Source organism: Streptomyces sp. ATLC9 (genome assembly GCF_057196705.1).
Genome location: NZ_JBXUOY010000187.1, coordinates 1 through 10753 on the forward strand (window position 1 = coordinate 1; position 10753 = coordinate 10753).

The 10753-nt window shown below is 71.1% G+C and carries 12 protein-coding genes and 2 pseudogenes; 7 read left to right on the top strand and 7 right to left on the bottom strand.

Features of this window, described 5'->3' with window-relative positions; translation table 11 throughout:
- A partial coding sequence (locus AC2CJA_RS18560) for an FAD-dependent oxidoreductase (RefSeq protein ID WP_484603833.1) occupies positions 1 to 153 on the bottom strand: 153 nt, incomplete at its 3' end.
- A 267-nt stretch (positions 154 to 420) separates the two neighbouring features.
- On the opposite strand from AC2CJA_RS18560, the gene AC2CJA_RS18565 reads away from it, so the two are divergent.
- Positions 421 to 1185, top strand: a complete 765-nt coding sequence (locus tag AC2CJA_RS18565) for an SDR family NAD(P)-dependent oxidoreductase (RefSeq protein ID WP_484603834.1) — start codon at positions 421 to 423, stop codon at positions 1183 to 1185.
- 96 nt (positions 1186 to 1281) lie between these two features.
- Here the strand turns inward: AC2CJA_RS18565 and AC2CJA_RS18570 are convergent, their stop codons facing one another.
- Both AC2CJA_RS18570 and AC2CJA_RS18575 read right to left on the bottom strand, forming a co-directional pair.
- Positions 1282 to 1488, bottom strand: a complete 207-nt coding sequence (locus AC2CJA_RS18570) for a hypothetical protein (protein WP_484603823.1) — start codon at positions 1486 to 1488, stop codon at positions 1282 to 1284.
- Between the two features lie 66 nt (positions 1489 to 1554).
- Positions 1555 to 1983 carry an ArsR/SmtB family transcription factor gene (locus tag AC2CJA_RS18575; protein WP_484603824.1) on the bottom strand — a complete coding sequence of 143 codons (429 nt, stop codon included), beginning with the start codon at positions 1981 to 1983 and terminating at the stop codon, positions 1555 to 1557.
- Between the two features lie 151 nt (positions 1984 to 2134).
- Here AC2CJA_RS18575 and AC2CJA_RS18580 point away from each other — a divergent pair, with 151 nt between their 5' ends.
- Positions 2135 to 3058: a transposase gene (locus tag AC2CJA_RS18580; RefSeq protein ID WP_484603825.1), complete on the top strand. Its 924-nt coding sequence runs from the start codon at positions 2135 to 2137 to the stop codon at positions 3056 to 3058.
- A 372-nt stretch (positions 3059 to 3430) separates the two neighbouring features.
- Here AC2CJA_RS18580 and AC2CJA_RS18585 read toward each other — a convergent pair.
- Both AC2CJA_RS18585 and AC2CJA_RS18590 read right to left on the bottom strand, forming a co-directional pair.
- Positions 3431 to 3853, bottom strand: a pseudogene (locus AC2CJA_RS18585) (IS3 family transposase); the annotation flags it as partial.
- Positions 3850 to 4143, bottom strand: a complete 294-nt coding sequence (locus tag AC2CJA_RS18590) for a transposase (RefSeq protein WP_484603826.1) — start codon at positions 4141 to 4143, stop codon at positions 3850 to 3852. The pseudogene AC2CJA_RS18585 and the gene AC2CJA_RS18590, both read right to left, overlap by 4 nt.
- A gap of 308 nt (positions 4144 to 4451) precedes the next feature.
- Between AC2CJA_RS18590 and AC2CJA_RS18595 the strand changes: the two genes are divergently transcribed.
- Complete coding sequence (locus AC2CJA_RS18595) at positions 4452 to 5081, top strand: hypothetical protein (protein WP_484603827.1); 630 nt, start codon at positions 4452 to 4454, stop codon at positions 5079 to 5081.
- A 56-nt stretch (positions 5082 to 5137) separates the two neighbouring features.
- Here the strand turns inward: AC2CJA_RS18595 and AC2CJA_RS18600 are convergent, their stop codons facing one another.
- Both AC2CJA_RS18600 and AC2CJA_RS18605 read right to left on the bottom strand, forming a co-directional pair.
- A complete protein-coding gene (locus tag AC2CJA_RS18600) occupies positions 5138 to 6322 on the bottom strand; it encodes a methyltransferase domain-containing protein (RefSeq protein ID WP_484603828.1) in 1185 nt (394 codons plus the stop codon).
- A 331-nt stretch (positions 6323 to 6653) separates the two neighbouring features.
- Positions 6654 to 7811, bottom strand: coding sequence for a hypothetical protein (locus AC2CJA_RS18605; RefSeq protein ID WP_484603829.1), 1158 nt, complete (start codon positions 7809 to 7811; stop codon positions 6654 to 6656).
- Between the two features lie 116 nt (positions 7812 to 7927).
- On the opposite strand from AC2CJA_RS18605, the gene AC2CJA_RS18610 reads away from it, so the two are divergent.
- The 4 genes and pseudogenes from AC2CJA_RS18610 (at position 7928) to AC2CJA_RS18625 (ending at position 10642) form a co-directional block, all read left to right on the top strand.
- On the top strand, positions 7928 to 8191 hold the full coding sequence (locus tag AC2CJA_RS18610; RefSeq protein WP_484603830.1) for a hypothetical protein: 264 nt from the start codon (positions 7928 to 7930) through the stop codon (positions 8189 to 8191).
- Between the two features lie 212 nt (positions 8192 to 8403).
- A pseudogene (locus AC2CJA_RS18615) lies at positions 8404 to 8879 on the top strand (transposase family protein); the annotation flags it as partial.
- A gap of 588 nt (positions 8880 to 9467) precedes the next feature.
- Positions 9468 to 9971: an RICIN domain-containing protein gene (locus AC2CJA_RS18620; protein WP_484603831.1), complete on the top strand. Its 504-nt coding sequence runs from the start codon at positions 9468 to 9470 to the stop codon at positions 9969 to 9971.
- A gap of 431 nt (positions 9972 to 10402) precedes the next feature.
- On the top strand, positions 10403 to 10642 hold the full coding sequence (locus AC2CJA_RS18625) for a hypothetical protein (RefSeq protein ID WP_484603832.1): 240 nt from the start codon (positions 10403 to 10405) through the stop codon (positions 10640 to 10642).
- Positions 10643 to 10753: the final 111 nt, after the last annotated feature.

The window sequence follows — 10753 nt, forward strand, 5'->3', positions numbered from 1 at the left end:
CTCGGTGGTGTTCATCAGCGCGCCGCCGGCGGTCACCGAGCCTTCGAAGACCAGCGGCCGCAGGGCGGCGCGGGCGGTGTAGAGCGCTGCGGTGTACCCCGCCGGCCCGGAACCTATCACAATGACGTTCCGCGGGTTGTTCATTTCCTTCATCCCTCTCTCTGAAATTTTCTGACGTCTCCCGGAAGAGGCGATCTTCCGGTCTGCCGGTAATTTTTCCTGCGCTTGGATGGCGATTTCATGACTTCGAGCCCGAGCCGTTCAGGACTGGAAAGGAAATATTGACTCCTCGCCCCCTCGCTGTCACAATGTGTTCCATTGATGCCTTCGGATCTCAAAGCCGGGACGGTCTCTCGTGGTATCTCCGAAAGGCCAGAGCTGTTGGGGTTCGATAATTCGGGAACCACGAGAGGGAAACTGATGCAGCGTACGGCGGTCGTCACCGGAGCAAGCAGTGGAATAGGTGCAGCCACGGCCCGGGCGCTTTCGCTGGCCGGGTACCGGGTGGTACTCACCGCCCGTCGGACCGAACGCATCCGGGCGCTGGCCGGCGAAATCACGGAGGCCGGCGGGAAGGCGGAGGCCCGGACGCTCGATGTCACGGACCGCCAGGCGACGGTCGCGTTCGCCGCGACGCTCGAACGGTGCGACGTTCTGGTGAACAACGCCGGCGGCGCCTTCGGTACCGAGCAGATCGAGCAGGCCGCCCCGGACGACTGGCGGAGTATGTACGAGGTGAACGTCCTCGGCTCCCTGCACATGACGCAGGCTCTGCTTCCCCTTCTCGGAACGGGCGGCGACGGCGCCGTCGTGATCGTCTCCTCCACCGCCGGCTTCACCAACTACGAGGGCGGAGGGGGATACAGCGCGGCCAAACACGCCCAGCACGCGCTGGCCGAGACGCTTCGACTGGAGATGTGCGGCCAGGATCTGCGTGTCATCGAGATAGCACCCGGGATGGTGTACACGGAGGAGTTCTCGCTGAACCGCTACCGCGGCGACCGTGAACGGGCGGCCGCCGTCTACAAGGGTGTAGAGCAGCCTCTCAGGGCTGAGGACATCGCAGAGACCATTGTGTGGACGGTGACCCGGCCTCCTCATGTCAACGTCGATCTGCTGGTCGTGCGTCCCGTGGCCCAGGCAGCCCAGCACAAGGTCCACCGCACGACCGAGGGCGCACGGTAGTGGGCCGGTTTCCCTCCCGTGCGCACGGGAGGGGTGCGCCGACTCCGGGCGGCGGGGCGACCCGCTTCAGGGGCCGCCCCGCCGCGAGTGGTTCAGTCAGCTGCGTGCCTCCGCCGCCGGGGCCTCCTGCCTGGCCTGGGAACCGCAGCAGGAGCTGTCGGTGTTGTTCTCGGGAGCGGGGGCGACCTGGTCCTTCGTCTCCTCCGGCTCTTCGACGATCTGAACGGCGCAGCAGTCGCTCTTGGAGCTGTCGGACCCGAGGAGGCGTCCGAGCACGCCGCCCTTCTTCGTGGACTTGCTCATGGGTACATCCCTTTCTTGGTGGGTTGTCGCGGGGAAAGCCCACCACTTGCCGAACAGGCAAGTGGTCTACAGGGGTGTCGGGCCGGCTCGCTTCGACGACCGTGAACTCTCGGTGGCAGGAACCGGGCCGACGTCCGGACGCTCCAGGTGGACTCTGGTGTCGTCCGGAGAAACGGCGGCCAGGGCGGCCAGTAGTTGCGCCGGCCCTCGGAGGGCCGAGCAGCACAGTGAGTAGACGTTGCTACGGCCCTGTGGAAACACCCTGACCAGCTTCTGCTCGCGCAGCGGTGCGAGGTGGTGGCTTATGAGGGTCCTGCTCAGGCCGGTCGCCTGGTGCAGCTCCTTCACCGTGCGCGAGCGATCCGCAAGCAGCAGCAGGAGCGTCAGCCGGGTCTCGTCGGCCATCGCCCGCAGCATCGGGGCGAGCGCCCGTGCCTGATCGCCTTGGGGGAGTGGCCATGGAGCACTGGCCGTGCCGGTTGCGCTCAATCGCATGTGACCAGCAAAGCATTCGCAAGCCCATGTGTCAACAGTATTGACTGTTGATATGAGAAAGTGCTGTTGGAGTTGAGCTAACGAGCTCGTGCACGGTAAGCGGTGAGACGTCGCGCTCCTGATCGTCGATCATGGTCGTGTGGTGGGGAACGTGTCTCGTGCAGTGATCATCAGCGACCGGAGGATCACGGGCCTGTCGGCCGACGTGATCGCTGAACTGGTCGCCGAGTTGGGTCCGCTGTGGCATGAGCGGCACCAGGCCAGGCTCACCTCCCGGCCGCGGAAGCGGGCGGTCGGCGCCGGCGCGAAGCACCGGCTGGTCTTCGTCGACCGACTCCTGGCCACGCTCGTCCACCTCCGGCACGCCACCACGCACGACGTGCTGGCCTGCTGGTTCGGCGTGGACCGCTCCACCATCACCCGCGCCGTCGGCGAAGTGCAGCCCCTGCTCGCCGAGCGAGGCTGCACCATCGCCCCCGGCGTGCGGCTGCGAACCCTGGCCGAGGTCATCGACCACCTCGGCGTCAGCGGAAAGACCGGGATCATCGACGGCACCGAGATCCGCGTCCGGCGCCCGGCCGCCGGACGCAGGGACCGGGACAAATTCATCTCCGGCAAGACCAGGCAGAACGCCGTCAAGACCATGATCGTCACTGACGGGGACGGCCGGATGCTGTTCTGCAGCCCGACCCGGCCGGGAAGCTGCGCGGACATCACCCACCCCCGCCAGCTGGGGCCGGCCAAGCTCCTGGCCAACGGGCCGGCTGTGGAGATCCTCGCCGACGCCGGCTACCAGGGCCTGGGCGCGCAGACCGGCGGACGCGTGATCACACCACCGCACCGGAAGTTCAAGAAGAACGCCCCCGACTGGTACGAGGAGATGCACCGGCGGCAGCACACGGCACACTCCTCGCGGCGCATCCGGGTCGAGCACGGCATCGCCCACCTGAAGAACTGGCGTGCTCTGGCCCGCCACCTCGGTCGCCGCGAGCACATCAGCGACACGGTCCAGGCCGTCGCCGGACTGCTGTCCCACCAGCAGACCGCGGACCTGGCCTCGGCCCAGCAGAGGTGAACAGCGAGCCTCACCGGGGTCCTCGACGTCTCACCGCCTACCATGCACGAGCTCGTTAGACGGTTTCGTTTGGGTCATCGGGCGGACCAGAGGAAGGTGCCTGCGATTTGTCGTACGAGTCCGCGACCGAGCCGACGGATGCTACGGCCCCGATCTCGGCGAGCCGGTCGGTGTAGCGAATTGACACATACTGCCTGGGTTTAACCAGTCGTTGCAACACTCCTGATCAGAGGGGTGTGTTGTGGGACGGCCAGCGGGTTGGATGACGGAGTTGACCGGGCGGTCGCCGATGAAGTTGCCGGGGCGGCCCTCGACGCGGCGGGAGGCGAGGTCGATGACGGTGGCCAGGTAGAGGAACTTCCCGCCGTCCAACGTGAGATAGGTGATGTCGCCGACGTACTTCGTGTTCGGCTCGCTTGCTGTGAAGTCGCGGCCGATGAGATCCGGGGCCTTCGCCGCGACCGGGTCCGGAGTCGTGGTGCGGTGCCTGCGGCGCAAACGCACGCCCGCCAGACCGGCGGCCCGCATCAGCCGCGCGATCCGCTTGTGGTTGACGCGCTCGCCCGCCTCGCGGAGCTCGGCGGTGATCCTGGGGACGCCGTAGGTGCCGTCCGACTCGCGGTGCACGGCCCGTGTCCGGGCGGCGAGAGCGGCGTCGGCTGCCTGCCGGGCGGCCCGGTCCGCGGCGGTGCGGCGCCAGTAGTAGAAGCTGGAGCGGGCGATGCCCAGGATGGTGCACAGCCGCTTCACGCCGTAGCGGCGCTGGTGGTCGGCGACGAACTGGAAGCGGTTCACCAGCGCGTCTCCCTGGCGAAATACTTCGCCGCCTTCCGCAGGATCTCGCGCTCTTCCTCCAGCTCGCGGACCTTCTTGCGCAGAGCGGCGTTCTCTGCCTCCAGCGGTGTGGGCGGCTCGGCGGGCGCCGCCGCCCGCCGCCCCCGGCTCGCACCGGCCGCTCGGACCCAGTTGCGCAGGGTCTCGGGGTTGATCCCCAGATCGGCAGCGACCTGCCGGATCGTCGCTTCGGGCCGCGACTCGTACAGCGCGACCGCGTCCGCCTTGAACTGCGGCGGATAGTTCTTCATGACCACGAGATGTCCGTTCTCAGATCCTCAGGATCCAGTGTCTCGTGTGTCCAGGATCAAGGGTCAAGGCCCCCCGACCACCCGGCCCCCGCACGCAGCCACACCGCCCCGCCGCGACCACGACCACCCCGCCCAGCAACCCCCAAGCGGGACGCTCATCCGCATGACGCACGCCCCGGTGGCCACAAGTACCCACCGGGCGCCGTCCCCCAAGGGAACCACCGGGATCCAGTCCCTGACGGCTGCGGCGGTCTCGCGGACCATGTCCTGGCCCTCGACTTCGGCCCTGGCCCATCATGGGGCGGGTGATGATTCCTTCTCCGGACGAGGTCGAGGCCGCGCGTACTCCGGCGGGCGGCTGGGCTCGTGATCAGCTTGCCGCCTGGGGGGTGCCCTGGCCGCCCCCGGCGGGCTGGAGGCAGAGTCTGGCCGACCAGTGGCACGCCGCCCAGCAGGTCCCGCACCGGGACGCCACCTCCTCGGGGCCCGGTGGGGGAGGGGAGCCGCCGGCCACACCCGGCACCGTTGAGGTGCCGGGGCCGGAGCCGGACTGGCAGCCTGCGACCATCCCGCCGTACCACGTGGGGAAGAACCCCGTCTCCCAGGTGAGCCCGTGGCAGTACGCGGCCAGCTTCTACCGGATCGTCGCCGGGCTGACGCCGCCGCTGGAGGCGATCGCGGCCCGGCTGCGCCTGGAAGTGGAACGCACCTGGGAGGAGCTGGACGAGGTGGACGTGGCCCTGTTCCGCATCCAGGGCACGGAGTTCGCCCTCAGCCGGTTCGCGCACGACGAGGACCGCCTGTTCGTGTGGCTGAACCGCTCACAGCGCGACGTTGAGACGGCCCTGGACCTCCTCCTCGGCGCGCTCGGGGTGGGCCGCGAGGCTGTGGCCTTCATCGAGGACCAGGCGGACGACCCGTCCGGCACGCCCGGCTGACGCCTCCTGTCTCCGGTGGCGCACGGCCAAGGCGCCCACAGAAGCCGCCGCGGAGGTCAGTGCACCGCTGCGGGGGTCAGTGGCTGCCAGCGGGGGCCGTTCGGGTCGCCGCTCCAGATCCACTGCTCGTGTTCGGTGCGGGTGAGGCCGAAGTCGTACAGCCCCGGCGCGCCGCGCTCCTCCCACACCGTCCAGGCGCGCAGTACTTCGTCGGCCAGGCGCCGGGGCCCGCCCTGGCGTGCTGTCGCACCCACCTCCGCAGCCGCGTCCGCGCCCGGGCCGGTGTCGGTTCCCGAACCGGTGGTGAGGGTGGCCCAGGAGGAGTGGCCGTCGTGCAGCCACGCGGTCACCCCGCCTCTGTCACCGGTTTCGGTGGTGACGTGGATGTCGGGCAGCAGCACGCGCAGGGCGAACAGCAGGTGCCCGCCCTCCGGCCCGGCTAGCGGCCCCAGGGCGCGGGGAAAGAGCCCCTCGGCACCCGCGGGCTGCCGGTCGCGGATGTGGTGGAACGGGGCGCCCGGGTCGGTGCCGCGGGCGGGCATGAACATCCCCAGTCCCTGTATCCACCCCGACGCGGAGCGCCCATCGGGGGCGGCGGTGAGGGCGACGTGGCCCAGCCGCCCCCAGGGGGTGACGATCCGCCCGCCGGGCCGGGTCTGTTCCACCCACGCCCAGGGGATCTCCTCGACGGCATAGGTGGCGATCACACGGTCATACGGCGCGTCCTGCGGCCACCCGGCCGTACCGTCCCCGACCCGGACGGCCACCTCGGCGCCGGCCGCTGCCAGCCGCGCCTCGGCGCCGGCGGCCAGGGATGCGTCGACCTCGACGGAGGTGACCCGGCCTGGTCCGGTGCGGTGGGCGAGCAGCGCGGCGTTCCAGCCGGTGCCCGTGCCCAGCTCCAGCACCCGCTGGCCGGGTTCCAGCAGCAGCGAGTCGAGCATGTCCACCACGACCGCCGGACACGACAGACTCGAGGACGCCCGGCCGCCGGTGATCTGGGTGACGGCCGGGGCGTCCGGCCCGGCGTAGACCTCGGCCGCCCACCGCTCCGGATCGGCCGCCCGGTCCACCGGCACGTAGACACCGGCGGACCCGTCCCAGTGCCAGAGCCGGTCGGGGGCGAACCGGTGCCGGGGCAGGGCCTCGACGGCCCGGCGGATCCATGGGGAGCGCTCGGGCCACAGACCGCGCTGCGCCATGGCCCCGGCCAGATGGGCGCACCGCTCGTCGAGGTGCACCGGGTCAGTCCTTCTTGTGTTTGCCGCCGCCCGGCGGCGGGGTGGGCACCTGCCCGTCGGCGTTCCCCGGCGGCGGGGTGCCCTGCCCGGGGTCGGGCTCCGGCTTGCGGTGATCCCCCACAGCAACCTCCCATGTTGGAGAAGTGACGCCTCATCATGGCCCAGTGTCCGGTCCCGGGGCCGCCGTATCCGCAGATCCGGCCGAAAACCCCGCCGCGCGTCCGGCGAGGCGGGGCGGCCCTGCCGGAACGAGACGGACAGCCGGCCCGACGGAGTGCGGGCAGGAGCACCACACGGCCACAGGAGGGCCGCGACACCGGCCGCCGGAACATCACCGACCCGGCGGCCGCGCCCCCCGGCGGCTGCGAGCGAGCTGCGTCTGCCCGTGCAGGGTGCGGATCCAGGTCTCCATGAAGCCGGTGGCGCGGGTGTCGTCTCCGGGCAGGCAGAACAGGTCCGGATCGGCCTGGAGCTGCTCCATCAGGGCTTGGTGGAGTTCGTGCCATATCGGATCCAGGCAGCTCAGGAGCGCGTCGGTGAACTGCCGGGGGCCGGTGTCGATGGAGATCATCTGAGTGAGAGGCGAGCCCAGGCCGCGTTCGTCGATCCGGGCGCGCAACGCGGCCAGGGCGGGAGTGTCGGGCATGAACAGGCCGTGCATCACATACAGGGCGTAGAAGGGCCGCAGCCCGGTCAGCACCGTGCGGGCCTGTATCAGCTCTTCCCAGCTCGCCTGCCGGGCCTGCTCCAGGGGGAGGGCCGCGTGGCCGAGCGGGCTCCAGTCCACCGCGGGGGCCTCACCGAGCTCGGCCGCGCCCAGCATCCGCGCCCAGTCCTCCGCGGTCAGGCCGAACACGCCCATCGCGGCGAACGCCTCGGCCAGGGCGTCTGCGCCGACTTCGTCCGGGCCCAGGCCGATCGTCGCGGCCAGGTGCACGACCGCCGCCGGCGGTGGCCCGTCGTCGGGCAGGTCCTCATCGGCCCACAGCGCCGCCCGCACCCGGCCAGGATGCGGCGGGAGGTGATGCGGCCGGGAAGCCACCAGCTCCCCGGCGACCGTATAGAACGCATCCGGGCCCTCCTCCCCCCTACCGGCAGCCTTCCGGGCCAGTTCCAGCAGGTACTGCGACAGCGAGGTGGCCGCCGCCCAGGTGAGAGCCTCACGGACCGCGGCCTCGGGCGGCTCGGGCACCACCACCGCACCGGGCAACCGGGGCACGCCGGCCTCGGCGAACCACTCCAGCACCGCCAGCCTCCGGTCACGCCCCTGCCGGGTGTGCCGGGCCAGCGCGGCCGCACTCTCCACCACCACCGGATCGACCGCGTCCACCACGCTTCCCCGCCCGCGCCCCAGCCCCCGCCGCCGGTGCCGCTCCAGCAGCCCCTCCCGACGCCAGCCCTCCAACCGCGACGCCGTCACCACCAGCCCCCGCGCGGCGAGTTCATCGATGACCTGCTGATCGGCCCAGCTCGCCGCTCCCCGTACCACCCGGCCATTACAACCCCGGGAAGTACCCCCGCGCAGCCGAAAAGCATCTGGCTCACTGGTGCCCACCAGCAGCCCCGCCCCCCGAAAAGGGGCCACGACCGCAAGGAAGCCATCCCATGACCGACCGCCAGCGCAGGCGCATCCGCACACGGGCCGCCGCCGCACTGACCACCCTCACCCTCTCCCTGCTCCTGGCCGGCATCACCCACCCCGGCCACCTGACGCGGCTCCTGCTCGCCGTCACCGCCCTCCTGGGCGCCATCACCGCCGTCACCGCCCTCGCCTCGGCCTTCGCCCGCACCCCCGCCACCCGCACCGCGGCCAGACACACCCTCGACCTCCTGCTGCGCCTGGTGCCCTGGTACACCCCCCGGAACTGACCCCACCTCACCCCCGCAGAGGCAGGCCATAGCCGTGGCCGGATGGCTGTTGCGTCCAGCTGTTCGGATGGCGGTACTCGCCGGGCCAGCGACCGCTGGCCCGGCCTGCTGCCGCGAGTGTCAATGCCGGGCCAGAGACCCCCTCCAGAGCCTCCTGGGAGGAGGAGCATCCTCTCGACGATGCGTAGGAACGTGCCCGCATCGCGGAGGAGGTCGCAGGCTTCCACCTCCGGGCGCTCAGGGGCGGCTCACAACCGGCAGGAGCCCGGTCGGCCGGGGTCGGCCGGGCTCCGAAACACCATCCGATCCGCGATGCCACCGGTATCCCGTTCGCGGCGACGCCGACCGGCGGCAACCGGGTGCGACATCACTCAGCTGATGCCCCGGCCGGCGGCGGTTGCGCCGATCCGCGGCACGCGGGGCCCGGCTGCGGGAGGTTTCGGCTGAGCGCGGCCACGACCACCACTGCTACCGCCGCCACGTCCGGGCCAGGGGCGTCAAACCGGTCATCGCCCGCCGCGGCACCGAACACGGCTCCGGGCCGGACGCCCGGCGGTGGGTGGCCGAGCGGACCAGCGCCCTGCCGCACGGTTTCCGCCGCCCGCGGATCCGCTGGGAGATCCGCGACGACATCCACGAAGCCCTCATGCGCCCTGGCTGCGCGCTGATCTGCCGACACCTCCGCACCGCATCGCGCCGGGAACTCCTGCAGCCCCCGGCCGGTCGCCGCGGCGGGGTCAGGCGTTGCGCTCCACCGCCTTGAAGAACTGCGTCAGGTATGGCTGGAAAGGCAGCAGGTACAGGTGCAGGTCGACGTTGTTGAGCGGTGAGACGGCCACGGAGAGGTCGTCGGCCAGGTGCAGGCTGAAGCTGCCGTACAGCCCCGACGGCCGCCGTCCGCAGCTCCCGCACTGGCCTGCTCCGAAGGCCCCCGGCTCCCTCCGAGGGGCGTCCGGCCCGCCTGGGTGTGCTGCGGCTGCCGTGTGATCCGGCACTGGCGGGGCGGCTCCGGGTGCTGGGCCCGTCTGCCTCGGTGCCCCGGGGTGTCTGCGGCTTCGGTCTTCGCGTGGGGGAACCAGGGGTGGGGGCGTGTGGTGGTGCGGGTGTCTTCCGGTGGTGCTTCAAGGCCGGGGTTTGGGCGGCGGGGTGTGACACGTTCGCGTGGAGTGGTCCGGCCACCTCTGGATGGTCACCGAGTGAACTTGCTTGCATACCAGCAGTGATGGATTGGTGTGGCCGTGCGGTCCGGCGGCCTCTCAAGAGAGGAACTCCCTCCATGCGTCTTCGTTCCGCTTGTCTCAGTGCCGCCGTCGCGCTGGGCATGACCGTTCTGGCAGCCGGCACCGCGGATGCGGCCGGGCCGCTCAGCGGCACCAAGGTCCGCAACTGGCAGACCGGTTTCGTCCTCGGCGTCGCCGGCAACTCCACGGTCGGCGGCGCTCAGATCCAGTACCAGAGCGACACCGAGGACCTGGCCCAGAAGTGGGCCATCGAACCGGTCACCGGCACCACCTTCCTGCTGCGCAACCTCCACAGCGACATGTGCGTCACCGCCGTGGACGGCGGCGACACCGAAGCCCTCCAGCAGCGCCCGTGCGACTCCCGGTGGAGGGAGCAGACCTTCACCCTGGAGGACTCCACCAGGCCCGACCGGTACCGGCTGCGCAACCTGGCCCACAGCAAGTGCCTGCACCCCTACGCCACCGGCGCCCCCACCCACGCCCGGCTGTACGCCTGCGGCAACAACACCTACCAGACCCACTCCTTCGACGTCCGCTGACCTCCGGTCCCCGGAAGGGGAGTGCGGGCCCGGCCCAGACAGCCGCACTGGCCGGGCCCGGCCCGCTGACAACCCTGGCACGCACCGCCCGCGGGCGCCGGCCGGACACCCGCAGCTGCAGCCCGGCCCGGCCGGTCGCGAAGCCGGCGAAACCCAGCCCAGCACCGCGCCCCGCCGACACCGCGACACAAACCCCCTTTTGATGAGAAGGCCGCAGCCAGCCCGCTCACACCCCACCACGCCCCACACCCCTGCATGGGGGCGCGCCATGCCCGCCGTGCCGGGCGCACTTCTCTTTCTTCGGCCGGGCCGGGAGCCTGTGCCGTCCTGCCACCGTCACCGGTGTGGTGTTGAGATGGATATTCACTCCCCCGGATGGCGTACGGCCCCGGACGGCATACGGGCCCGTCCCGCAGCCCATGCATGCGGGCATGAGATCCGCCTTCCGCACCGCCACCGCCGCCGCCCTGGCCACCCTCGCCGTGCTCGCCACCCCCACCCCGGCGACCGCGGCCTCCGAGACCACCACCGTGACCGCACCGCTACGCGAAGCCCTGGCCGCCCTGCCGGTCCAGGCAGAAGACCGCACCGGCTACGACCGCGACGCCTTCCGCCACTGGATCAACGCCGACCGGGACGGCTGCACCACCCGGCCTGAGGCTTCCCCTTGATCGTGGACACCTGGAGACTGGGATCTTGAGGTTCCAGAGGAAGTAGCACCAGGTGGGAAGCAAGTTCACGAAGCGGTACTCGGACGAGTACAAGCGGGACGCGATCGCGCT